At 71.1% G+C, this 21,697-nt stretch carries 21 protein-coding genes and 2 tRNA genes; 11 read left to right on the top strand and 12 right to left on the bottom strand.

Annotated features, from left to right (window positions below; translation table 11 throughout):
* Positions 1-147 precede the first annotated feature (147 nt).
* Positions 148-762, top strand: a complete 615-nt coding sequence (locus ACNFOC_RS20965) for a TetR/AcrR family transcriptional regulator (protein ID WP_416960621.1) — start codon at positions 148-150, stop codon at positions 760-762.
* A gap of 165 nt (positions 763-927) precedes the next feature.
* Here ACNFOC_RS20965 and ACNFOC_RS20960 read toward each other — a convergent pair whose 3' ends face one another.
* Both ACNFOC_RS20960 and ACNFOC_RS20955 read right to left on the bottom strand, forming a co-directional pair.
* Entirely contained in the window at positions 928-1,950 is a 1,023-nt protein-coding gene (locus ACNFOC_RS20960) for a DUF2510 domain-containing protein (protein ID WP_416960620.1), read from the bottom strand.
* Between the two features lie 79 nt (positions 1,951-2,029).
* Positions 2,030-2,611, bottom strand: coding sequence for a hypothetical protein (locus tag ACNFOC_RS20955; protein ID WP_416960619.1), 582 nt, complete (start codon positions 2,609-2,611; stop codon positions 2,030-2,032).
* Between the two features lie 342 nt (positions 2,612-2,953).
* On the opposite strand from ACNFOC_RS20955, the gene ACNFOC_RS20950 reads away from it, so the two are divergent.
* On the top strand, positions 2,954-5,638 hold the full coding sequence (locus tag ACNFOC_RS20950; RefSeq protein ID WP_416960618.1) for an ATP-binding protein: 2,685 nt from the start codon (positions 2,954-2,956) through the stop codon (positions 5,636-5,638).
* A gap of 233 nt (positions 5,639-5,871) precedes the next feature.
* Here the strand turns inward: ACNFOC_RS20950 and pcaDC are convergent, their stop codons facing one another.
* The 7 genes from pcaDC to ACNFOC_RS20915 are packed head-to-tail and all read right to left on the bottom strand — an operon-like array spanning position 5,872 to position 12,325.
* A complete protein-coding gene (gene pcaDC, locus ACNFOC_RS20945; RefSeq protein WP_416960617.1) occupies positions 5,872-6,990 on the bottom strand; it encodes a bifunctional 3-oxoadipate enol-lactonase/4-carboxymuconolactone decarboxylase PcaDC in 1,119 nt (372 codons plus the stop codon).
* Positions 6,987-8,321 carry a 3-carboxy-cis,cis-muconate cycloisomerase gene (gene pcaB, locus ACNFOC_RS20940; RefSeq protein ID WP_416960616.1) on the bottom strand — a complete coding sequence of 445 codons (1,335 nt, stop codon included), beginning with the start codon at positions 8,319-8,321 and terminating at the stop codon, positions 6,987-6,989. The genes pcaDC and pcaB overlap by 4 nt, the downstream gene beginning before the upstream one ends.
* The gene (gene pcaG / locus ACNFOC_RS20935; protein WP_416960615.1) at positions 8,318-8,923 is read right to left on the bottom strand and encodes a protocatechuate 3,4-dioxygenase subunit alpha; all 606 of its coding nucleotides are present in this window, start codon (positions 8,921-8,923) and stop codon (positions 8,318-8,320) included. The genes pcaB and pcaG overlap by 4 nt, the downstream gene beginning before the upstream one ends.
* 6 nt (positions 8,924-8,929) lie before the next feature.
* Complete coding sequence (pcaH, locus tag ACNFOC_RS20930; RefSeq protein WP_416960614.1) at positions 8,930-9,703, bottom strand: protocatechuate 3,4-dioxygenase subunit beta; 774 nt, start codon at positions 9,701-9,703, stop codon at positions 8,930-8,932.
* Positions 9,704-9,726: 23 nt separating this feature from the next.
* The gene (locus tag ACNFOC_RS20925; RefSeq protein WP_416960613.1) at positions 9,727-10,929 is read right to left on the bottom strand and encodes a thiolase family protein; all 1,203 of its coding nucleotides are present in this window, start codon (positions 10,927-10,929) and stop codon (positions 9,727-9,729) included.
* Complete coding sequence (locus tag ACNFOC_RS20920) at positions 10,926-11,570, bottom strand: CoA transferase subunit B (protein ID WP_416960612.1); 645 nt, start codon at positions 11,568-11,570, stop codon at positions 10,926-10,928. Before ACNFOC_RS20920 ends, ACNFOC_RS20925 begins: the two co-directional genes overlap by 4 nt.
* A complete protein-coding gene (locus tag ACNFOC_RS20915) occupies positions 11,570-12,325 on the bottom strand; it encodes a CoA transferase subunit A (protein ID WP_416960611.1) in 756 nt (251 codons plus the stop codon). Before ACNFOC_RS20915 ends, ACNFOC_RS20920 begins: the two co-directional genes overlap by 1 nt.
* A gap of 210 nt (positions 12,326-12,535) precedes the next feature.
* Here ACNFOC_RS20915 and ACNFOC_RS20910 point away from each other — a divergent pair, with 210 nt between their 5' ends.
* Positions 12,536-13,000 carry a MarR family winged helix-turn-helix transcriptional regulator gene (locus ACNFOC_RS20910; RefSeq protein ID WP_416960610.1) on the top strand — a complete coding sequence of 155 codons (465 nt, stop codon included), beginning with the start codon at positions 12,536-12,538 and terminating at the stop codon, positions 12,998-13,000.
* A 97-nt stretch (positions 13,001-13,097) separates the two neighbouring features.
* Here ACNFOC_RS20910 and ACNFOC_RS20905 read toward each other — a convergent pair whose 3' ends face one another.
* Both ACNFOC_RS20905 and ACNFOC_RS20900 read right to left on the bottom strand, forming a co-directional pair.
* A complete protein-coding gene (locus tag ACNFOC_RS20905) occupies positions 13,098-14,102 on the bottom strand; it encodes a DUF3048 domain-containing protein (protein WP_416960609.1) in 1,005 nt (334 codons plus the stop codon).
* 127 nt (positions 14,103-14,229) lie between these two features.
* The gene (locus tag ACNFOC_RS20900; protein ID WP_416960608.1) at positions 14,230-15,300 is read right to left on the bottom strand and encodes an ATP-dependent DNA ligase; all 1,071 of its coding nucleotides are present in this window, start codon (positions 15,298-15,300) and stop codon (positions 14,230-14,232) included.
* 75 nt (positions 15,301-15,375) lie between these two features.
* Here ACNFOC_RS20900 and ligD point away from each other — a divergent pair, with 75 nt between their 5' ends.
* From ligD to ACNFOC_RS20885, 3 genes are all read left to right on the top strand, one after another.
* Positions 15,376-16,455, top strand: a complete 1,080-nt coding sequence (gene ligD, locus ACNFOC_RS20895; RefSeq protein ID WP_416960607.1) for a non-homologous end-joining DNA ligase — start codon at positions 15,376-15,378, stop codon at positions 16,453-16,455.
* 4 nt (positions 16,456-16,459) lie between these two features.
* A complete protein-coding gene (locus tag ACNFOC_RS20890; protein ID WP_416960606.1) occupies positions 16,460-17,389 on the top strand; it encodes an ornithine cyclodeaminase family protein in 930 nt (309 codons plus the stop codon).
* A 99-nt stretch (positions 17,390-17,488) separates the two neighbouring features.
* Positions 17,489-18,535, top strand: coding sequence for a LacI family DNA-binding transcriptional regulator (locus ACNFOC_RS20885; protein WP_416960605.1), 1,047 nt, complete (start codon positions 17,489-17,491; stop codon positions 18,533-18,535).
* Between the two features lie 99 nt (positions 18,536-18,634).
* On the opposite strand, the gene ACNFOC_RS20880 is transcribed toward ACNFOC_RS20885, so the two are convergent.
* Entirely contained in the window at positions 18,635-19,426 is a 792-nt protein-coding gene (locus ACNFOC_RS20880) for a VOC family protein (RefSeq protein WP_416960604.1), read from the bottom strand.
* Positions 19,427-19,700: 274 nt separating this feature from the next.
* Between ACNFOC_RS20880 and ACNFOC_RS20875 the strand changes: the two genes are divergently transcribed.
* From ACNFOC_RS20875 to ACNFOC_RS20855, 5 genes are all read left to right on the top strand, one after another.
* Complete coding sequence (locus tag ACNFOC_RS20875) at positions 19,701-19,946, top strand: WhiB family transcriptional regulator (protein ID WP_416960603.1); 246 nt, start codon at positions 19,701-19,703, stop codon at positions 19,944-19,946.
* Between the two features lie 58 nt (positions 19,947-20,004).
* Positions 20,005-20,077: transfer RNA gene (locus ACNFOC_RS20870), tRNA-OTHER, on the top strand.
* Between the two features lie 10 nt (positions 20,078-20,087).
* Positions 20,088-20,159: transfer RNA gene (locus ACNFOC_RS20865), tRNA-Glu, on the top strand.
* A 29-nt stretch (positions 20,160-20,188) separates the two neighbouring features.
* The gene (locus ACNFOC_RS20860) at positions 20,189-21,544 is read left to right on the top strand and encodes an SDR family NAD(P)-dependent oxidoreductase (protein ID WP_416960602.1); all 1,356 of its coding nucleotides are present in this window, start codon (positions 20,189-20,191) and stop codon (positions 21,542-21,544) included.
* Positions 21,541-21,663 carry a hypothetical protein gene (locus ACNFOC_RS20855; RefSeq protein WP_416960601.1) on the top strand — a complete coding sequence of 41 codons (123 nt, stop codon included), beginning with the start codon at positions 21,541-21,543 and terminating at the stop codon, positions 21,661-21,663. The genes ACNFOC_RS20860 and ACNFOC_RS20855 overlap by 4 nt, the downstream gene beginning before the upstream one ends.
* Positions 21,664-21,697: the final 34 nt, after the last annotated feature.

Here is a 21,697-nt window from a genome sequence, read left to right as displayed (position 1 = left end):
TCGGTACGAGTTCGTTCCGATACGACAGTGTACCGATACGCGCGTGTACCGATACGGCGGAGTACCGGTACACTGGCGTATCGATAGCGAAACGAGACACACTGGAGAGCGGGCCCCGAGTCCGCGGTCCGAGCGAGGAGACGAGCCATGACGTCGCAGGCTGAGGACGGACCGGACACGGTCGCCGCCTCGCGCCGCTCCAAGATCACGCCCGAGCGTGAGCGGGAGTTCTTCGACGCCGTGCTCGAACAGATCCGGGAATGCGGGTACGACTCCGTCAGCATGGACGGCGTCGCCAGCAGCACCCGGTGCAGCAAGTCCACGCTCTACCGGCAGTGGGGGACCAAGCCCCAGTTCGTCGCGGCCGCACTGCGCGCCAACCGCCGGGTGCACTTCACCGGCATCGACACGGGCTCCCTGGCGGAGGACCTGCGCCAGGCCGCGCGGGCGGCGGGCGCCTGGTCGGCGAAGGACACGAAACTCGTCTCGGCGCTGGGCCACGCCGTCATCCAGGACAGCGAACTCGCCCAGGCGGTGCGCGAGGCGCTCGTCCATCCCGAGATCGCCGCGCTGGAGGACATCCTGCGCCGCGGTGTGGAACGCGGCGAGATCCCGGCGGACCATCCGGCCCTGCCGTACGTCCCCGCCCAGATCTTCGGCGTCCTGCGGGCCCGTCCCGTCCTGGAGGGCTGTTACGCCGACCCCGACTATCTGGTCCGATTCGTGGAGGCCGCGGTGCTGCCCGCACTCGGACTCACCTGAGAACCAGGCCGCCGTCCATGGGATGACTGGACGGTGACCTGCTCGCGCCGCACCGTGGGGACGGGGGCGGCGCGCACCCCCCGGCCGGGTGGGGTTCCTCTTGAGCGGAGAGGCGCCCCACCCGGCCGACTGGTGCACGGGGAGTTGACGTGTCTGCGGCGGGGGTCAGATCTTCTGTCCGTCGCCGTCGCTGCCCGAGGCCACCTTGATGTTCGAGGTGATCTCGTCGATGACGGACTGCTTCTGGCCCACGTCGACACCGAAGCGGACCACGACGATCTGACTGGCACTGGCCGGCGACGGGAACGCGAGCGACTCGACATAGCCGTCGGCGCCCTTGCTGGTGATCGCCTTCCAGCGGACCAGGTAGCCCTTCTGGCCGGCCACGGTGACGGCCTTGGTGGCGAGGACCTCGTGGGAGGTGATGCTGCCGTAGACCTTGCCGCCGTACTGCTGCTCGGCCGCGGCGGAGATGTCCGCCTTGGCGACCTCCTCGGCCGTGCTGCCGGCGGTGCCCAGGACCACGGCGGCGGTCGAGTACGCACCGCCGGTGGAGCAGGTCTGGGTGGTGTCGCCGGGGCACTTGTAGGTGTCGTTCGCGCTGACCTGGGCGCCGCCCTCCATGGCCTGGCCGTACCAGTCGGACGGCACGGTGAAGCTGATGCCGTCGAGCGAGTCGGTCACGGTGCCGCCGGCCTTCACCTTCGGTTCCGCCGACTGGCTGGGCGCGGGTGTCGCACCGCCCGTACCGCCGGACCCGCCGAACGGATCGCTCTGGCCGCCGGTGCCACCGGAACCGCCCGTGCCGCCCTGCCCCTCGGGACCGCCCTGGCCGCCGACGCCGCCCTGTCCGTTCGGCGCCTGCTGGTTGCCGGCCTGGGTTCCGGTCCCGCTGCCGTTGTCGGACAGCGCGTACGCACCGACACCGATGGCCGTGAGGACCGCCACGGCCACCGCCACGGCTATGCCCGTGCGCAGATTGCGGCGCGGCGCGGCCGGGGGAGTGGCCGGATACGCCGGGTACGCCCCGCCGTACGGCGGCTCCGTCGGGGGACCCCATTCGGCACCCGATCCGGCGGGGCGGGTGCGGTCCGTCCATGCCTTGCCGTCCCACCAGCGCTCGGCGGCGGGACCGTCATTCGTCTGCCCGGGATCGGGGTACCACCCGGGGGGAGTCACCTGCGTCATGCCCCTACCGTATGAGGCGTCGGTGAAAGGGGGATGAGAGGATCCGGCCGCAGTGCCTCCGCCCGGGCGGCGGACGGGATCAGCAGTACTTCTTCTTCACCGCGGCGGCGAGGCTGCTCTTGGGGACGGTGGCGTTGCAGCGCACCCCGCCGTCCACCTCATCGGTCCAGCTCTGGGCCTTTCCGTGCTGGCCGGTCTTGATGTAGCCGATGCCGTCGCACGCCCACCGGGTCCAGTTGCCCGTGACCTTCCGCGTGCCGGAGTAGATCACATAGGTGCCGTTCTTGGAGAGCTTGTAACTGATGCTCTCCGCATGCTTGTTGGTATACGAGCCGGACACCTGGAGTTGCAGGTCGGCGGTCACTTCGAGGCTTTCGAGGATGGCATCGGCCTTCACCTTGGCCCCGGCGGTGAACGTCACGGAGGACCCGATGGTGAGGACCCTCTCGACGCTGTACGTCTTGGTGACGGTGCCGCCCGTGTAGTTCTCGATGACCTTCCGGTGGGTGACCGCCCACGGCTTGGCCACCTTCGACCAGGTGATCTTGTGTGAGTTCGCGGTGCAGTGGTTGACCGCGGACGCCTGGGTCGCCGGCACCGCGACGAGTGCCGACGTCGTCATGCCGGTGACGAGGGCAGCGCTGGCCCACTTCTTGTTCATGATTGATTCCCCGTTGTGTGGTGAGCGATCCGATTCCGGACCGGACGACCGGCGCATTGATTCGCACATGCCAACGCCGTCCGCCGGGCAAATTGGATCACGCAACTCGCTGTCCGAGCAACGGATTTGAGCTGATTCACAGGCTTGGTGAGCGATGCTCCGGAGTGTTACGGGATTGATCGAAAGTGGCTTTGTTCCGGCACCTTCTGACTGTTCGTCACGCCTGTCGGCCCAGCCGTCACCCGATGCGGCAACAGCTCCCCGGACCGGCCTCCACTTCGGCACCCGGACGGCTAGGCTCGAAGGCTGTACGTCGTTCGGGCTACTGGGGAGGTAATCGGGATGACGGAGGAACGGCCTCCGGAGGCCGCCTCGGCCTCCCTCTGGGAGCGCGACGAGGAAGTCGCCGGTGTCGCGGAGGCGATCGACCGGCTGCGCGCCGACGAGTCGTCCTCGGGCAGCCTGCTGATGGTCCGCGGCGAGGCCGGGTTCGGCAAGACCGCGCTGCTGGCCGAGACCCGCCGTATCGCCGAGGCACGCGGCTGCGCGGTCTGGCACGCCCGCGGCGGCGAGACCCTCAGGTCCGTCCCCTTCAACGTCGTACGGCAGTTGCTACAGCCCGCCCTGATCTCGCTGATGCCCGAGGAGATCCGCGAGTACCTCGGCGACTGGTACGACATCGCGGGCCCCGCCCTCGGCGTCACCGAACCCGGCGAGCGGCAGCCCGACCCGCAGGGCGTGTGCGACGGACTGGTCGCCGCGGTGCGCCGGCTCGCCAAGCGCGTCTGGCCCCTGGTCCTGATCGTCGACGACGCCCACTGGGCCGACCAGGAGACCCTGCGCTGGCTCGCCGCGTTCGCCGAGCGCCTCGACGACCTGTCCGTCCTGCTCGTCGTCGCCAGCAGGCCCGGTGAGGTCAGCGGTGAGAGCGCCCGCCACCTGGACACGATCGCCGAAGCCGCGGGCCCGCCGGCCACCGTCCTGAACTCCCTCACCCCGCCGGCCACCGCGGGGCTCACCCGCGCCACCCTCGGCCCGCACGCCGACGGCGCGTTCTGCCGCGAGGTGTGGGCGGTCACCGACGGCAACCCGTACGAGACCGTCGAACTCCTCGCCAAGGTGAAGGACAGCGGCCTCGCCCCCGTCGAGGACTCGGCCGCCGAACTGCGCGAGCTCAACCGCTCCGCGCGCGGCGGCGGACTGCTCGCCCGCCTCGACGACCTGGGCTTCGAAGCCACCCGGTTCGCCTGGGCCGCCGCCATCCTCGGCACCGGCATCTCCGTGAACCTGGTCGCCAAGCTCGCCACCATGAGCCGCGACGAGGCGGGCCGCTGCGCCGAGCTGCTGCGCACCGACCGCATCCTCACCGCGCCCGACCCCGCCGCGTCCCAAGCCGGCGCGGGCGAGCTGGAGTTCGTCCACCCGCTGATCGCGAGCGACGTCTACGACTCCATCCCGGGCGGTGTGCGCACAGCCATGCACGGCATCGCCGCCCAGGTCGTCACCGACTCCGGGCTCGGCGCGGCCGCCGCCTCACGGCACCTCCTCAAGGTGCACCCGGACGACGACCAGGAACTCGTCGAGCAGCTGCGCGAGGCGGCCCGCGAACACCTCTCCATCGGCGCCCCCGACGCCGCCCGCCGCTGCCTGGAGCGCGCCCTCCTGGAGCCGCCGCTCCCCGAGACCCACGCGCACGTGCTCTTCGAACTGGGCTGCGCCACCCTGCTCACCGCGCCCGCCACCACCATCGGCCACCTCCAGACCGCCCTCGGCATGCCCGGCCTCGACGGCCACGCACGCGTGGACGCCGTTTTCCGGCTATCCCAGGCACTGCTCCACAACAACCAACTGGAGGAGGCCGTCCGCACCGTCGAGGCGGAGGCCGCCCGGTACGAACCGGGCGCCGCCCGGATGCGGCTCCAGGCCGTGCAGTTCATGTGGGAGGGCATCCACGCGGGCGAGGGCATCTCCCCGGGACGCTCCGAGCGGCTCGCCGCACTCGCCGGCACCTGCGCCGGCCGGGACAACTCCGAGCGGGCCCTGCTGATCCTGCGCGGCTTCGACGCCATGACCCACGGCGAGAACGCCGAGGAGGTCGTCGAGGTCTGCGACCGCGCCCTCGTCAACGGACGGCTCGCCCCCGGACTCGGCTGGACCGACACCGAGTGGGGCATTGAGATCCTCATGATGCTGGCCAGCGCGTACGCCTACACGGACCGCCTGGACCGCGCGGAGAGCCTGTACAACGAAGCCCTGCGCGCCTACGTGTCCGCCGGCTGGAGCGGCGGCCATCTCTCCCTGGCGCACGCCTACATCGGCCTCGGCCACCGCAGGCGCGGCCGCCTCCGCGAGGCCGAGACCTCGCTCCGCGAGTCCCTGCGCCTCGCCGAGCGCGTCGGCCGCGGACTGCCCCTGTACTGGTCGGCCACCTGCAACCTGGTCGACACCCTGCTCGCCCGCGGCCATGTCGAGGAGGCCTGGGCGACCGCCGAACAGTACGGCTTCGCACCGCCGTACCCGTCCACCATCGTGCTGCCCGACCCGCGCTGCGTGCGCGGCCGGCTGCTGCTCGCCGTCGGCAACACGAAGGACGGCATCAACGAACTGGAACAGGCCGCGAAGGCGGCGACCGTACGCGGCCACCACAACCCGGTCCTCGTGCCCTGGGCCGTCGACCTCGCCCGCGCGCTCGCCGTCGAGGACCCGACCCGCGCGGCCCAACTCGCCTCCGACGCCCGCCGCCAGGCCGAACACTTCGGCACGGACACGGCGATCGGCGAGGCGCTCCGCTGCGCGGCGGCGCTCGAAACGGGGCAGCGCGCGGTACGCCTCGCTGCGCAGGCTGTCGCTTACCTGGAGTCCTCACCCTGCCAGTACGAGCATGCGGCTGCGCGGGTCGAGTACGGCATCGCCGCGCGGTCGGTGGCGGAGATCAACAGGGGCCTGACGCTTGCGCGTTCGTGCGGGGCGGACGGTCTGGTGACTCAGGCGCGGGAGGTGTTGGAGACGGGGAGGGGGCTGCGTTGAGTTGTCGCTTGCCCGCGGGCCGGTGGGGGCTGGTCGCGCAGTTCCCCGCGCCCCTAAAAGCATGGGCTCGCCTGCGATTTCAAGGAGCCCGCTGTTCCTCGTGCCCCTAAGAACTTTGGCTGGCCTGCGTTCTTTTAAAACTCGGGTCGGCCTGCGTCTTTAAGGGGCGCGGGGAACTGCGCGACCAGCCACGACGCAGCCGCAGCCGACACACAACAAGCACCCCCACCCCCTTAGTCGCCGTCTTCCTCCAACACCCGCTGAGCCACAGCAAACGCCGAGTTCGCCGCAGGCACCCCGCAATACACAGCACTCTGCAACAGCACCGCGCCGATCTCCTCCGGCGTGAGGCCGTTGCGGCGGGCCGCCCGGACATGCATGGCGAGTTCGTCGTAGTGGCCGTGCGCGATCAACGCCGTAAGCGTGACCATGCTCCGCTCGCGCCGCGACAACGTCGGATCGGTCCAGATCTCCCCCCACGCGTACCGTGAGATGAAGTCCTGGAACCGCGCGGTGAACGGCGTCTGCCGAGCCTGCGCCCGGTCCACGTGGGTGTCGCCGAGCACCTCACGGCGCACCTCCATCCCCCGCTTCGCACCCCCGCCGAGATGCGCGCGCAGCGCGGTGAGGACGGCCTCCGGGCACTGCGCGGGCGCGAGGTGCGAGGCACCCGGGATCTCCACGAGGGCCGAGCCCGCCACCGCGTCCGCGATCTCTCGCAGATGCGCGGGCGGGGTCGCCGGGTCCTCGCGCCCCGCGATCACCAGCGTCCGCGCGCTGATCTCGGACAGCCGCGACCGCAGGTCGTACGCGGCCAGCGCGTCACAGCACGCGGCGTACGCGGCCGGGTCGGCGTCGCGCTGGTCGGCCACCAGCTCCGGCACGGTGAACCCGGGCGTGAACCAACGGGAGTCGGCGCTCTCGACGAGCCAGCCCAGCCCCTCGTTCCGCACCCGCGCGGCCCGTTCCTCCCACGGCTTCGACCCGTTGAAGTGGGCCGAGGAACAGATGACGGCGAGCGACGAGACCCGCTCGGGGTGACGCACCGCGAGATCCAGCCCGACCGCACCCCCCAACGACACGCCCGCGTAGGCGAATTGCTCGATCCCGAGGGAGTCCGCGAGCGCGAGCACCAGGTCGGCCAGGTCTCCGACGGTCGCCCCGGGACCGATCAGACCGGGTGCCGAACCGCCGTGCCCGGGCAGGTCCCAGCGGATCACCCGGTGGGTGACGGAGAGTTCGGGCGCGACCTTGTCCCAGAGGCCGTACGACGTGCCCAGCGAGGGCCCGAGCAGCAGCGGGGGAGCGGAATCGGGGCCCTCGGCACGGAAGTTGAGGAGTTTCTCGGTCAACGTCGCTCCAACGCACGGTCGGTGAGGGCTCCGGCGGAACCCGTGTAACGGGCGGGGTCGGTCAGCGCGGAGAGGTCGAGGCCCTTCAACTCCGGCTCACCGGCGAGAAGTTCGGCCAACGGACGGCTCTCCGCGTACGTCCGCCGGGCCACCTCCGTGAGCAGCTCCTTCGCCCGGGCCCTGCCCAGCAGCGGCGCCAGTTCGGCGGACAGCCGCTCGGAGACGATCAACCCATGGGTGAGATCCAGGTGTTCACGCATCACGTCCGGGTGCACCCGCAGCCCCTCGGTCAGCTCGGCGGCATCGCGTACGGCCCCGCCGACCAGCCGCAGCAGCTCCCGCAACGGTTCCCACTCGGCGTGCCAGGCCCCGGCCGGCCGCTCCTCCTCGGCGACCAGTGAGCCGTGGAGGACGGCCGCGAGCTGCGGCGCCCGCCGTGCGGCGGCGGCGATCAGCGTGGACCGTACGGGATTCGCCTTGTGCGGCATCGCCGACGAACCGCCGCCGCTGCCCTCGGAGACCTCGGCGATCTCCGTACGGCACAGGACGAGTACGTCGGCGGCGACCTTGCCCAGCGCGCCCGCCGCGAAGGCCAGGCACCCGGCGAGATCGGCGATCGGCGTCCGGAGCGTGTGCCAGGGCAACAGCGGTGCGGTCAGGCCGAGTTCACGGGCGTACGCGTCCGGCAACGCGAGCGCGTCCTCGGCGCCGTACGCGGTGAAGGCGGCCAACGTGCCTGCCGCGCCCCCGAGTTGGACAGGCAGCGTATCCCTCACCACCCGTACGCGATCCCGCGCGTCGAGCACCAGCGACCGCCACCCGGCGGCCTTCAGCCCGAAGGTCGTCGGCACGGCGTGCTGGGTGAGCGTCCGGCCGGGCATCGCGGTGTCACGGTGAGCGGCGGCCAGTTGAGAGAGCGCGTGCTCCGTGCGGGCCAGGTCCGTCAGCACCAGGTCCAGGGTGCGGGACGCGACCAGCATCGTCGCGGTGTCCATGATGTCCTGGCTTGTCGCGCCCCGGTGGACGTACGGGCCGTACTCCCCGCCGACCGCCTTCGTCAGGTCCGCGACCAGGGGGATCACCGGGTTTCCGCCGGCTCGGGCGCGCTCCGCGAGGGACCGTACGTCGAAACGCTCCACGTCCGCCGCGGCCGTCACCGCCGTCGCCGCCTCGGCGGGTGCGAGTCCGAGGGTGGCCTGGGCGCGGGTGAGGGCGGACTCCGCGTCGAGCAGGGCCCGTAGATACGCGGTGTCGCTCGTCGCGGACGCGGCGGGGGAGCCGGCCCACCCGGGGGCGAGCAGGCCGGTGTCCGACGGGTCGGCAGCTGTCACTGGAACTCCAGGAAGACCGTTTCGCCTTCGCCCTGAAGGCGGATGTCGAAACGGTATGTGCCCCTGCCGTCGTCCTGTGCGATCAACGTGTCGCGCCGCGCCGCGTCCAGCCCGGACAGCAGCGGGTCCGCGGCGAGCGCGGCCTCGTCGCCCGGGAGATAGATCCGGGTGAAGAGGTGCACCAGCAGTCCGCGCGCGAAGACGCATGCGGAGAGGTACGGGGCGCTCCGGCCGCGCGCGCCCGGTCGCAGCGTCCGTGCGTACCAGTGGCCGTTGGCGTCGGTCTGGATGCGGCCCCAGCCGGTGAACTCCACGCCGTTACGGCCGAGATAGCCGCCGCTGGCCGGGTCGCGCCGGATCGAGCCGTCGGTAGTGGAGACGTTGCCCTCGGGGTCGGGCCCCCACAGCTCGACGAAGGCGTCCGGCAGCGGCTTGCCCTCGCCGTCGTAGATGTAGCCCTGGACGGTGATCGTGTCCGGGTGGCCGACCGGCGCGATGTCACCGCCGCCGGGGAACGGCAGCGCGTATCCGTAGAAGGGGCCGACCGTGTGCGACGGGGTCGGCAGCACGGACTCCGGACGGCTCGTGTCGATCTTCGTCATGGCGGGTCAGCGTCCTTCTTCGATCCAGGTGGCGTGCGGGCCGTCGAGCACGATGTCCCAGTGGTAGCCCATCGAGAACTCGGGCACCGACAAGCCGTGGTCGTACGTCGCGACGAGGCGCTGCCGGGCCGCGTCGTCCGTCACCGACTGGATGATCGGGTCGTACGGGAACAGCGGGTCGCTCGGGAAGTACATCTGCGTCACGAGCCGCTGCGTGAACGCCGTGCCGAACATCGAGAAGTGGATGTGCGCCGGGCGCCAGGCGTTGACGTGGTTGCGCCAGGGGTAGGGGCCCGGCTGGACGGTGGTGAAGTGGTAGCCGCCGTCGTCGTCGGTCAACGTGCGCCCCACACCGGTGAAGTTGGGGTCCAGCGGGGCGTCGTGCTGCTCGCGCTGGTGCGCGTAGCGGCCGGCCGAGTTCGCCTGCCAGATCTCCACCAGCTGGCCGCGGACCGGACGCCCGTCCCGGTCCAGCAGCCGCCCGGAGACGGTGATCCGCTCACCGATCGGCTCGCCGTTGTGCTGCCGCGTCAGGTCGTTGTCGATCTCCGTGATGTCCCGCTCGCCGAACGCGGGCGAGGCCAGCTCCACCAGCTCCGGGTCCTTCGAGACGTCGATGGTGACCGGCGGCTGTTTCGGGTGGCGCAGCAGCGAGGAGCGGTACGGGGCGTAGTCGCGGCGCGGGTGGTGCTCGACCGGCGCGCCGTCGGCGACCCGCTTCTCGTACGTCGCGTGCTCGGCCGCTATTTCGAGGTCGATGTCGTGCTGGGTGAGAGCCATGGGGGTTCCTACCGTTCGGGTTCCTACCGTTCGAGGACGAGGGCCAGGCCCTGACCTACGCCGATGCAAAGGGTGGCGACTCCAACTCCCGTGCCCTTGCGGGCGAGTTGGTGGGCGACAGTGCCGGCGAGCCGGGCACCGGAGGCGCCGAGCGGGTGACCGAGGGCGATGGCGCCGCCCTGCGGGTTGAGGATCGCGGGGTCGAACTCGGGCCACTCGGCGACACATCCGAGCACCTGCGCGGCGAAGGCCTCGTTCAGTTCGAGGACTGACAGGTCGTCAAATCCCTTGCCCGCCTTGGTGAGTGCGCGGTTGACGGCCTCGACGGGGGCGAGTCCGAAGTACTGCGGGTCGATCGCCGAGACACCGGTGGCGGAGACCCGGGCGAGGGGCTGCCGTCCGGTCGCCTTGAGCCCTTCCTCGTCGACCAACAGCAGAGCTGCGGCACCGTCGTTGAGCGGGGACGCGTTGCCGGCGGTCACCGTCCCGTTCTCCGTGCGGAACGACGGCTTGAGCTTGGCCATGGCGGCGAGGGACGCGTCCGCCCGTACGGACTCGTCGACGCCGAAGACGACCGGGTCGCCCTTGCGCTGCGGGATCGACACGGGCGCGATCTCGCCGTCGAAGAGGCCGGCGGCCTGCGCCTGGGCCGCCTTGTGGTGACTCGCGAGCGCGAACTCGTCCTGCTGCTCGCGGCCGATCTTGTGCTTGTCGGCGATCAACTCCGCACTCTCACCGAGCGGGATGGTCCACTCCGGGTTCATGGCCGGGTTCACCATGCGCCAGCCGAGCGTGGTCGAGTACAACTCGGTGTGCCCGGCGGGGAAGGGCCGGTCCGACTTGGGCAGGACGTACGGCGCGCGGGTCATCGACTCCACACCACCGGCTACGGCGATGGAGGCGTCCCCGACCGCGATCGCGCGGGCCGCCTGGATGACCGCTTCGAGGCCGGAGGCGCACAGCCGGTTGACCGTCACGCCCGGTACGGAGGTGGGCAGGCCCGCGAGGAGGGCTGCCATGCGGCCGACGTTGCGGTTCTCCTCGCCGGCGCCGTTGGCGTTGCCGAAGTAGACGTCCTCGATGCGGGAGGGGTCCAGGTCCGGGGTGCGGGCGAGGAGTTCGCGGATGGCGTGGGCGGCGAGGTCGTCGGGGCGGACGGACGCGAGCCCTCCGCTGTACCTGCCGATGGGGGTGCGGACGGCGTCGACGATGTAAACCGGGTTCACAGCAGACCTTCCGTGACGGTGAGTTTCGCGTCGGTCTTGGCGACGATCTCCTCGACGCCCACACCGGGCGCGGTCTCGATCAACACCAGGCCTTCGGGCGACACGTCGATCACGCCGAGATCGGTGATGACTCGGTTCACACACGCCTTGCCTGTGAGCGGCAGCGCGCACTCCTGGAGGATCTTCGGGGAGCCGTCCTTGGCCACATGGGTCATGACGACGATGACCGTGCGGGCGCCGTGCACGAGGTCCATCGCCCCGCCGATCCCGGTGATCATCTTCCCGGGGATCGCCCAGTTCGCCAGGTCACCGCCCGCCGACACCTGCATCGCGCCCAGCACGGCGACGTCGATGTGCCCGCCCCGGATCATCCCGAAGGAGAGCGCGGAGTCGAAGAAGGAGGCGCCCGGCAGGACCGTCACGGTCTCCTTGCCGGCGTTGATCAGATCCGGGTCGACCTGGTCCTCGGTGGGATAGGGGCCGGTGCCCAGGATGCCGTTCTCGGATTCGAGGATCACCTCGACGCCCGGCGGGAGGTAGTTGGGGATCAGGGTCGGCAGACCGATGCCGAGATTGACGTACTGCCCGTCCTGAAGTTCGCGCGCCGCGCGGGCCGCCATCTCCTCGCGTGTCCAGGCCATCAGCTGCTCACCGTCCGCTGCTCGATCCGCTTGTCGGCGGCCTGCTCGGGGGTGAGGGCCACCACCCGCTGCACGAAGATCCCGGGCAGGTGCACCGCGTCCGGGTCGATCTCGCCGGGCTCGACCAGCTCCTCCACCTCGGCGATCGTCACCTTGCCCGCCATCGCCGCGAGGGGGTTGAAGTTCCGGGTGGACTTGTTGAAGACGAGGTTGCCGTGCCGGTCGCCCTTCGCCGCCCGCACCAGTGCGAAGTCGGTGCGGATGCCGCGCTCCAGGACGTACTCGGTGCCGTCGAACTCCCGCACCTCCTTCGCCGGGGAGGCGAGCGTGACGCCGCCGGAGCCGTCGTAGCGCCAGGGCAGTCCGCCCTCGGCGACCTGGGTGCCGACCCCTGCCGGGGTGTAGAAGGCGGGGATGCCCGCCCCGCCGGCGCGCAGGCGTTCGGCGAGGGTGCCCTGGGGGATCATCTCGACCTCCAGTTCCCCGGCGAGGTACTGGCGGGCGAACTCCTTGTTGGAGCCGATGTAGGAGCCGGTCACGCGCGCGATCCGTCCGGCGGAGAGGAGGACGGCGAGGCCGGACTCCATCGCCCCGCAGTTGTTGGAGACCACACCCAGGGCGCTGACGCCGCGGTCGTAGAGGGCCTGGATCAGCACGTTCGGCACACCGCTCAGCCCGAAGCCGCCGACGGCGAGGGTCGCCCCGTCCGGCACATCGGCCACGGCCTCATCGGCTGTGGCGACCACCTTGTCCATCCGTGAAGCTCCGTCCCGTTCGAGCACCCGGTCAGCAGTTAGTCAGGGCACTGAGCATTTCGGTGAAGTTTCCTTCACGCTGCCACTGTGGGGGCTCCCCGTCAAGACCTCGGAGAAGTACGTGGTCAAGACCGTGCACAAGGCTGGACTCCGCCGGAGGGCGTCCAGGTATCGTTCAGTGCACGGATGAATATGACGTCGGGAGGGCACATGGCCGCGGTGGACCTCACCACCCATCCCGGGCACCTCGCCCGGCGACTGCAGCAGGCGCACTATCTGCTGTGGAACACCATGGTCTCCGAGGAGACCACCTCCCCGCAGTTCGCGGTGCTCAACGCGCTCGTCGACGAGCCGGGGCTCGACCAGCGCACGGCGGGGGAGCGGGTGGGCCTGGACCGGTCGACCATCGCGGAGGTGATCAGCCGGCTGATCAGGCGCGGGCTCCTCGACAAGGTGCGGGACCCGCAGGACGGCCGCCGGTTCCTGCTGCGCCTCACCGACGACGGCGCACGCGTTCACCGGAAGCTGATCGTGCGCACGGCCCGGATGAACCAGGTTTTTCTGGCTCCGCTCTCCGCCGATGAGCAGGCCGTCTTTTTCGACCTCATCCAACGGGTCTCGGATGCGGCGGAGGGGCTCCGCAATCCGGGGGAGCCCCTCGCCGTGCAGCGGTAGCGCTCCGCTGCTTGGGCCGTTCGTTGTCTGCGGGTCGGTGGGGGCTGGCCGCGCAGTTCCCCGCGCCCCTAAAGGGGCGCGCCTCAGCCAGCCGTGTTCAGGACTTGGCGAACACCACCCACACCTGGCCCTTCGCGAAGTTCATGGGCTCGCCGTCAGAGGTGGTGAACTCGGTTCCGTCCGTGGCCTTCTGCCGCTTCCAGTCGACGCTGTACGTACGGCCGTCCCGCAGTACGTCCGCCTTTCCGGAACCGATCGTCTCGGTGTACGGCGTGTTGTTGCCGAGGACGTCGTGGTACTTGGACTTGCGGATCTTGACGTACTGCACGACGACCGTCGCCGGGGCGACCCGCTTGCCGTTGGTCAGCACGGTGGGTGTGCCGTCCTCGGTGACCAGCCAGCGGTGCTTGGTTCCGGACCAGGTGAAGGTGAAGCGGGCCGCCGGGTAGCGCACGGTGCGGGAGGCGGTGGCCTTGCCGCCCGTAGGGGCCGCGCCGTAGTGGAAGCCGGTCGTCAGGGCCGCCGCTCCGGGTGCGGAGGAGAGCAGTTTGTTCGGGTGGAGGTAGAGGTTGTGCGGGGCGGACTTGTCGACGCCCCGGTAGTAGGCGCTGGACACCTCGTCGGGTGACGCCGATCGCAGCGGTGCTTTGGCGATCAGCGGCAGGAGCTTGTGCTGCGCCCCGGAGAAGGCGAGCGTCGGGTCGTCGAACTGGCGCAGCAGCTCCAGGTCGGAGACGCGGGCGCTGCGCACCGGCCCGACGGACTTGGGCAGCTTGGTGGCGAACACCGCCATCAGCCGGCTCAGTCCGCCCTCGACCTGCTCCGCGTACACGATGTCCGCCGCGTCCAGACCCGTCTGCGGGCGGGCCGCGCGCACGTTGTCGATCTTCACCGCGAGCACCGGACCGGCGGCGGGGGCGACCGTGCCGTCGGCGCTCGGGCTCTGGGCCGGGCTCTGCGTAGGGGGCAGACTCTGTCCGCGACCGTCGTCGACGGGGCTGCCGTGATGTGCCGTGCAGCCCACCGCGAGGGAGGCCGTCAACGTGGCGGCCAGCAGCGCCGCTCTTCTCGCGCCGCGACGCCGGGGCGCCCTTTGTCCCATGCCCACCGTTGCCACCAAATCTGTGTTTTCGATTGTGCGCTTATAAGTTCATTGGTGGCCATACCCGCTCGGTTGTGTTTGTGCGCGTCGAATGGGCCGATCAGCCCACCGGAAGATCCGGAAGGGGTCAGTCCGGCGGGCCGAGGATCTCCGCGAGGTCGTAGCGGACCGGCTCCTCCAGCTGTGCGTACGTGCAGCTCTCGGGCGTGCGGTCCGGGCGCCAGCGGCGGAAGCGCGCCGTGTGCCGGAAGCGTGCGCCGTTCTCCATGTGGTCGTACGCCACCTCGGCCACCCGTTCCGGTCTGAGCGGCACCCAGGAGAGGTCCTTCTTGCCCGACCAGCGGCTCGGGGCGCCCGGCAACCGGGCCGACTCGTGCGCGGCCTCCTCCGCCCAGGCTGCCCACGGGTGCCCGGTCGGGTCGTCCATGCGCAGCGGCGCCAGCTCGTCGACGAGTTCGGCTCGGCGCTTCATGGTGAAGGCGGCGGACACCCCCACGTGCTGAAGGGCGCCCTGATCGTCGTAGAGGCCGAGAAGGAGCGAGCCCACGACGGGGCCGCTCTTGTGGAGGCGGTAACCCGCGACGACGGCGTCCGCGGTCCGCTCGTGCTTGATCTTGAACATCGCGCGCTCGTCCTGGCGGTAGCGCAGGTCCAGCGGCTTGGCCACGACACCGTCGAGCCCGGCGCCCTCGTACTGCTCGAACCACCGCTGCGCCACCTCGATGTCGGTGGTCGCGGGTGCCAGATGCACGGGCGCGGTCGCGCCGGACAGCGCCAGGGCGAGGAGTGCTCTGCGGTCGCCGAGCGGGACGTCCAGCAGCGACTCGTCGGCCAGGGCCAGCAGGTCGAAGGCGACGAAGGAGGCCGGTGTCCGCTCGGCCAGCGTCCGCACCCGCGAATCGGCCGGATGGATGCGCTCGGTCAACGCGTCGAAGTCGAGCCGGCCGTCCCGCGCGATCACGATCTCGCCGTCCAGCACGCACCGCTCGGGCACCCGGTCCTTCAGCGCCGCGACGAGTTCGGGAAAGTACCTGGTCAGCGGCTTTCCGGTACGGCTGCCCAGCTCGACCTCCGCGCCGTCACGGAACACGATCGCCCGGAAGCCGTCCCACTTCGCCTCGTAGTGCATGCCCGGCGGAATCCTCGCCACCGACTTGGCGAGCATGGGCTTCACGGGCGGCATCACCGGCAGATCCATGGTTCCGATTCTGCGCTCGTCCGTCGCTTGTCGCCCGGTGTGCGATGTCTGTGCGTCGGGCCTACGGTGGCTCGCATGGGCGAAGCGGTGGAACTGGAGGCGGGCGGCCGGACCGTACGGCTGTCCAGTCCCGGCAAGATCTTCTTCCCGGAGCGCGGCTTCACCAAGCTGGACCTCGCCCGGTACTACATCGCGGTCGGTCCCGGGATCCTGCGCGCCCTGCGCGACCGCCCCACCACCCTGGAGCGCTATCCGGACGGGGTCGAGGGCGAGAACTTCTTCCAGAAGCGGGCGCCCAAGAACATGCCCGACTGGATCCCGACAGCCCACATCACCTTCCCCAGCGGACGCAGCGCCGACGAGATGTGCCCCACCGAACAGGCCGCCGTCCTGTGGGCCGCCCAGTACGGCACGCTCACCTTCCACCCCTGGCCGGTGCGCCGCGACGACGTCGACAGCCCCGACGAACTCCGCATCGACCTCGACCCGCAGCCCGGCACCGACTACGACGACGCGGTCCGCGCCGCCCACGAACTACGCGCCGTACTCGACGAGTTCGGCGGTCTGCGGGGCTTCCCCAAGACCTCCGGCGGACGCGGACTGCACGTCTTCGTACCGATCGAACCGCGCTGGACCTTCACCCAGGTCCGCCGCGCGGCGATCGCGGTCGGCCGGGAGCTGGAACGCCGGATGCCCGACCAGGTGACGATCAAGTGGTGGAAGGAGGAGCGCGGCGAGCGCATCTTCGTCGACTACAACCAGACCGCCCGCGACCGCACCATCGCCTCCGCCTATTCCGTACGACCCCGCCCGCACGCCCCCGTCTCGGCGCCCCTGCGCTGGGACGAGGTCGGTACCGCGCACCCCCGGGACTTCGACCTCGCGACCATGCCGGCGCGTTTCGCCGAACTCGGCGACGTGCACGCCGACATGGACGATCACCGCTACTCCCTGGACGCCCTCCTCGAACTGGCCCGCCGCGACGAACACGACCACGGGCTGGGAGATCTGCCGTATCCGCCGGAGTACCCGAAGATGCCGGGGGAGCCGAAGAGGGTGCAGCCGAGCAGGGCGAAGAAGGCGGCCACCGGACCAGATGCCGCCGGTGACTCCGCCACCGGTTCCGCCGCGGACGCCACCCCTGACGGATCATGAGCGCATGACCCGCCTGCTGACCCGGAGCGTCCTCGGCACCCTGCTGGAACCCTTGTCCTGCCTCGCCGCGCTGCGTGCCGGATTCCTCGCCGTGGGAGCCGCGGTGGCGATCCCGGGCCAACGGGTGCGCACCGACCTGCCGTTCCCCGGTACGGCCACCGCGCTGATGCCCGGACTGCTGCCCGGCATCGAGGCCTACACGGTGAAGGTCAACGCCAAGTTCCCCGACGCGCGGCCCGCGTTGAGGGGCGTGCTCTGCCTGCACAGCGGTGTGGACGGCGAGTTGCTCGCCCTGCTGGACTCGGCGACGGTGACCGCGTGGCGCACGGGACTTGCTGCCGCCCTGGGCACGCATGCCCTCGCGGGCTCGGCGGAGGATGCGGTGGTCGGGGTGATCGGCGCGGGCGCGCAGGCCGAGTTGATGGTACGGGGCCTGGGCGCGCTCCGGCCGCACGGCGAACTCCTCGTCCACGAGACGGACTTGGACCGCGCGACCGAGTTCGCCGCACAGCACGGCGGCCGGGTACTGGGCTCGCCGAAGGAGATCGCCGCGGCCGCCGACATCGTCCTGCTGGCGACCTGGTCCCGCACCCCGCTGCTGTCCCTCGCGGACACCCGGGCGGGACAGCACCTCACCAGCCTGGGCGCCGACGAGCCGGGCAAGCGGGAACTCGCCGCCGACCTGCTGGACGCTGCCCTCGTCGTCGTCGACGACCGCCAACTGGTCGAGTCCGTGGGCGCGTTGACCCCGACGGACATCGACACCACGCTCGGCGACGTACTGCGCGGCGACCATCCGGGACGGACGGATACCGGCGCGCGTTCCGTCTACGCCCCCGTCGGCCTGCCCTGGCAGGACCTGGCGCTGGCATGGCTGGCGTACGAGCGGGCGGAGCGGGACGGGATGGGGCGGCGGGTGGATCTGTTGGGGTGAACCACTCTCCGGCAAGCGGATTCCGCCGACCTGGGAGCGCTCTCACCGTCCGGTTCGGCCGCGGCTATCCTGATCCGCATCATCGAGGGGGGTCCACAAGTGACCGAGACAGCACCGCGTCCCACGCTGGAGGCCGTGGCCGCGCGGGCGGGGGTGTCGCGGGCCACCGTTTCCCGGGTGGTCAACGGCGGGGACGGGGTGCGGGAATCCCTCGTCGAGCGGGTCCGGCAGGCCGTGGAGGAACTCGGGTACGTCCCCAACCAGGCCGCCCGGAGCCTGGTGACGAAGCGGCACGACGCCATCGCCGTGGTGATCGCCGAACCGGAGACCCGCGTCTTCGCCGACCCCTTCTTCGCCATGCAACTCAGGGGTATCAGCAAGGAGTTGACTGCCCACGACTCCCAACTCGTACTGCTCCTCACCGAAGGCCGCGACGACCACGCCCGCGTCGGCCGCTATCTCGCCGGCGGCCATGTGGACGGCGCGCTCGTCTTCTCCCTGCACCTCGACGACCCGCTGCCCGGACTGATCCAACGCGCCGGTGTCCCCACGGTGTTCGGCGGCCGGCCCTCCTGGAGCGAGGGGACACGCGCCTTCGGACCCACGGTGTACGTCGACTGCGACAACCGGGGCGGCGCCCGCGAGGCCGTACGGCATCTCGTCGGCCTGGGCCGCACCCGGATCGCGCACATCACCGGCGCGCTCGACCAGACGTCCGCGGTGGACCGGCTCGACGGGTTCCGGGACGTCATGGTCGACGTCGATCCGCGGCTCATCGTCGAGAGCGACTTCACCCCGGGCGGCGGCGAGCGCGCGATGCGGGAACTCCTCGACAACTGCCCCGACGTGGACGCCGTGTTCGCCGCCAACGACCTCACCGCCTACGGCGCTCTGAAGGTGCTGCGAGAAGAGGGACTGCGGGTGCCCGAGGACGTGGCGATGATCGGTTTCGACGACATGCTTCCGGTCGCCGAGCAGACCGAGCCGCCGCTCACGACGGTCCGTCAGGACATAGAGGAGATGGGCCGGTTGATGGCCCGCCTGCTGCTGCGCGGGCTCGACCGCCGGGGGGTCCGGGACGGCATCGGAGGCGCGCCGTCCAGTGTGATCCTGCCGACCACACTGGTCCACCGCGCCTCCGCGTGAGCCGTGCCGGTGCCGGTGCTGCTTCCGGTGCCGGTACGCGTGCCCGTACCCGTCAGTCGGCGTAGGACGCGCTCGCCGACTCCCCGGCCCGGGGCCCCGTCAGCCCTGCGGCGGCTCGCTCGTGATGATCGCGAAGCGGGCGCCGTGCGGGTCGGTGAGCTGGGCCATGCGGCCGACGCCCTCCATGCTGGTGGCCGGCATGGTGACCTTGCCGCCCGTCTCCAGCGCCTTCGCGACGGTGGCGTCCACGTCGGCCACCTCGAAGTACGCCAGCCAGTACGCCCCCGAGACAGCCCCGGTCGGGTCGAAGTCGAGCGGGACGACACCGCCGAACATCGCGTCCTCGCCTGCACCGGCAGGGTTGAGACAGGTGTAGTCGCCGCCCGGCATGGGCGCGGCCGAGGTCTCCAGACCGAGCGAGGCGTAGTAGAACGCGGCCGCCGCGGCCACGTCCGGCGTGTACAGCTCGACCCAGGTCAGCGAACCGGGGTCGCCCGCGATGTCAACACCCTTGGTCCGGCCCGGCTGCCAGATGCCGAACGCGCCGCCCGCCGGGTCGGCGAGGACCGCCATGTGTCCCTCGCCCATCACGTCCATGGGCTGGAACAGGACCGTGCCGTGCGCCTGTTCCACCGCCTTGGCCGTGGCCTCCGCGTCAGCGCTCTGGAAGTACACGGTCCAGGCGGACGAGGCATGCTCCGGGGGCAGGGGCATGCCGCCGGCGACCGTCCTGCCGTCCAGCTGGAAGAAGCCGTAGCCGCCGGCCTCGGGTCCCGCCGACTGGAACTGCCAGCCGAAGAGACCGCCGTAGAAGGAGATGGCGCCGTCGAAGTCGGGCGAGCCGACGTCCAGCCAGTTGGGAGCGCCGTTGACGAAACGGGTGGTGAGCATTGTTGCCCTCCTCATTGAAGGGTCCCGTTCTCTGCACTGCCGAGTCTTGCACCGCCCACTGACAATCGCTGCCGGAGTGCGGCAGCGGTTCGGGCATACGGTGCCGGTTACCCTGGGTGACCGCTGAAGTTCTCCGTGTTTTCATACCGGTTCCGCGCGCCGCCGTGCGCCGACGCGGGCGCAGGGGCCATCATCGGGGCGGCCGGAGGCCTCGGAGCGCGGCGTTGATCCCGCGTTGATCGAACGTTTTTCGCCGCACGGCACGATCCTGCCCATGCACATCGACACGATCACCTCGCCCGACCTGGACTGGCAGCAGGAGGCGTTGTGCGCGCAGACCGGGGCGGACTTCTTCTTCCCCGAACCGGGCAGCTCCGTCAGGGAAGCCAAGCGGATCTGCGGCATGTGCCCGATCCGCGACGCCTGCCTGGAGTACGCCCTCGACAACGACGAACGCTTCGGTGTGTGGGGCGGTCTGTCGGAGAAGGAACGCCTGGAGATCAGACGGGGTTCGCGCTGACGGGGGCGTTTATCGGTGCGGTGCGCGCGGGGGAGTGCGGCTAGGATCCGGGGGCGCACCCGGGCGTAGCGCAGAGGCAGGCGCACGTCGTGCTCTGACGAATCACATCGGTTCGAATCCGATCCCCGGGCTGCGTTCGGGGGCCCTGTAGAGCAGAGGCAGACTCGCCGCCTTCTCAGGGCGGTCACGCCGGTTCGAATCCGGCCGGGGCCCACTTCATGGCACGGCCGGGGCGGGAAGCGATGACTGACGAGGGCGGGATCACCGAGGCGGAACTGGCGGCCTTCCACCATGTGGTGGGCAGGCTGCGGGAGTTGCCCGTCGACGATCCGGTGCGCCTGCGCGCGGAACAGGTCGCCGCGTCCTTTGCGCGGGACGGCCGGCTACGGCGCCGCAAGGCCCGCGACGCCGACGTGTCCGCGGCCGACGCGGCGGCGATGGCGGCGACCGCGACGGGGGCGGTGGACCGACGCGAGGACGCTCCGCTGGGTCCCGCGCGTGAGTTCGCGGGGCGTGCGGACGCCGCCGGTGTCTACCGCAAGCCGCGCGGTTGCTATGTCTGCAAGTCGCCCTATCGACAGGTGGATTCCTTCTACCACCGGCTGTGTCCGGACTGCGCCGCCGACAACACCGCGCGCCGGGCGCTGCGTACGGATCTGGGCGGGCGCCGGGTGCTGCTCACCGGCGGGCGGGTGAAGATCGGTTTCCAGTTGGCGCTGATGATGCTGCGGGACGGCGCGGACGTGCTGGTCACGTCGCGGTTCCCGCACGATGCCGTACGCCGTTTCCGTGCCGAGCCGGGCAGCGAGAAATGGCTGGACCGGCTGACGGTGCTCGCCGTCGACCTCCGCGACCCACGTCAAGTACTGGGCCTGTGCGAGGAGTTGAGGCAGGACGGCGAGCCGTTGGACATCCTCGTCAACAACGCCGCGCAGACCGTACGGCGGCCTCCGCAGTCGTACGCGCTGCTGGCCGCGGGGGAGCGGGACGCGCTGCCGGAGGGGGCACGGCAGGCGCCCGGCTTCACCCCGATGCGGATGCTCGCGGGCGGGGCGTCGGCGTTGCCCGTCGTGCTGCGCGAGGCCGACGAGGCCGGACTGCTGCCCGACCCGTCCCCGGAGAACTCCTGGTCGGCGCGGCTCGGCGCCCTCGACCCGGCCGAGGTCCTGGAGACCCAGCTCGTCAACGCCCTGGCGCCCGCCCTCCTCTGCGACCGGCTGCTGCCGCTGCTGCTCGCCTCGCCGCGACCGCGCAGGTACGTCGTCAACGTCACCGCGGTGGAGGGCCGGTTCGCCGTACGCAACAAGATGGCCGGCCATCCCCACACCAACATGGCCAAGGCCGCGCTCAACATGCTCACCCGCACCAGCGCCGCCGAACTCGCCGACCAGGGCGTCCACATGTGCGCCGTCGACACCGGCTGGATCACGGACGAGAACCCCGCCCCCAAGAAGGGCCGCATGGCCGAGGCCGGCTTCCGTACACCGCTCGACATCGTGGACGGCGCGGCCCGCGTCTACGACCCGATCGTGCGCGGCGAGTCCGGGGACCCGGTGTCCGGGGTGTTCCTCAAGGACTATCGGGAGGCGGCGTGGTGAGCGGGGGCGTGGAGAACAGCGGGGCCGCCGCGCCGGCCGTACGGATGCGGCAGGCGGCGCTCACCGTCCAGGTGCTCGCCGAGGGCACCGCGCTGCTGGTCATCCTCAGCCACGCCTGAGCCAGCAGCAGGCGCATCCGGCCGTATCGGCACC

It is taken from the genome of Streptomyces colwelliae, assembly GCF_048158785.1.
GTDB lineage: Bacteria > Actinomycetota > Actinomycetes > Streptomycetales > Streptomycetaceae > Streptomyces.
Note: the sequence above shows the minus strand (reverse complement) of the source record. Positions and strands in the feature narration are given on the sequence as shown.

Bases quoted from the DNA above. Each gene is read 5' to 3' on its own strand.
- ACNFOC_RS20965 (WP_416960621.1), top strand. From the start codon at position 148: ATGACGTCGCAGGCTGAGGACGGACCGGACACGGTCGCCGCCTCGCGC.
- ACNFOC_RS20960 (WP_416960620.1), bottom strand. From the start codon at position 1,950: ATGACGCAGGTGACTCCCCCCGGGTGGTACCCCGATCCCGGGCAGACG.
- ACNFOC_RS20955 (WP_416960619.1), bottom strand. From the start codon at position 2,611: ATGAACAAGAAGTGGGCCAGCGCTGCCCTCGTCACCGGCATGACGACG.
- ACNFOC_RS20950 (WP_416960618.1), top strand. From the start codon at position 2,954: ATGACGGAGGAACGGCCTCCGGAGGCCGCCTCGGCCTCCCTCTGGGAG.
- pcaG (WP_416960615.1), bottom strand. From the start codon at position 8,923: ATGACGAAGATCGACACGAGCCGTCCGGAGTCCGTGCTGCCGACCCCG.
- pcaH (WP_416960614.1), bottom strand. From the start codon at position 9,703: ATGGCTCTCACCCAGCACGACATCGACCTCGAAATAGCGGCCGAGCAC.
- ACNFOC_RS20920 (WP_416960612.1), bottom strand. From the start codon at position 11,570: ATGGCCTGGACACGCGAGGAGATGGCGGCCCGCGCGGCGCGCGAACTT.
- ACNFOC_RS20915 (WP_416960611.1), bottom strand. From the start codon at position 12,325: ATGGACAAGGTGGTCGCCACAGCCGATGAGGCCGTGGCCGATGTGCCG.
- ACNFOC_RS20910 (WP_416960610.1), top strand. From the start codon at position 12,536: ATGGCCGCGGTGGACCTCACCACCCATCCCGGGCACCTCGCCCGGCGA.
- ACNFOC_RS20905 (WP_416960609.1), bottom strand. From the start codon at position 14,102: ATGGGACAAAGGGCGCCCCGGCGTCGCGGCGCGAGAAGAGCGGCGCTG.
- ACNFOC_RS20900 (WP_416960608.1), bottom strand. From the start codon at position 15,300: ATGGATCTGCCGGTGATGCCGCCCGTGAAGCCCATGCTCGCCAAGTCG.
- ligD (WP_416960607.1), top strand. From the start codon at position 15,376: ATGGGCGAAGCGGTGGAACTGGAGGCGGGCGGCCGGACCGTACGGCTG.
- ACNFOC_RS20890 (WP_416960606.1), top strand. From the start codon at position 16,460: ATGACCCGCCTGCTGACCCGGAGCGTCCTCGGCACCCTGCTGGAACCC.
- ACNFOC_RS20880 (WP_416960604.1), bottom strand. From the start codon at position 19,426: ATGCTCACCACCCGTTTCGTCAACGGCGCTCCCAACTGGCTGGACGTC.
- ACNFOC_RS20875 (WP_416960603.1), top strand. From the start codon at position 19,701: ATGCACATCGACACGATCACCTCGCCCGACCTGGACTGGCAGCAGGAG.
- ACNFOC_RS20860 (WP_416960602.1), top strand. From the start codon at position 20,189: ATGACTGACGAGGGCGGGATCACCGAGGCGGAACTGGCGGCCTTCCAC.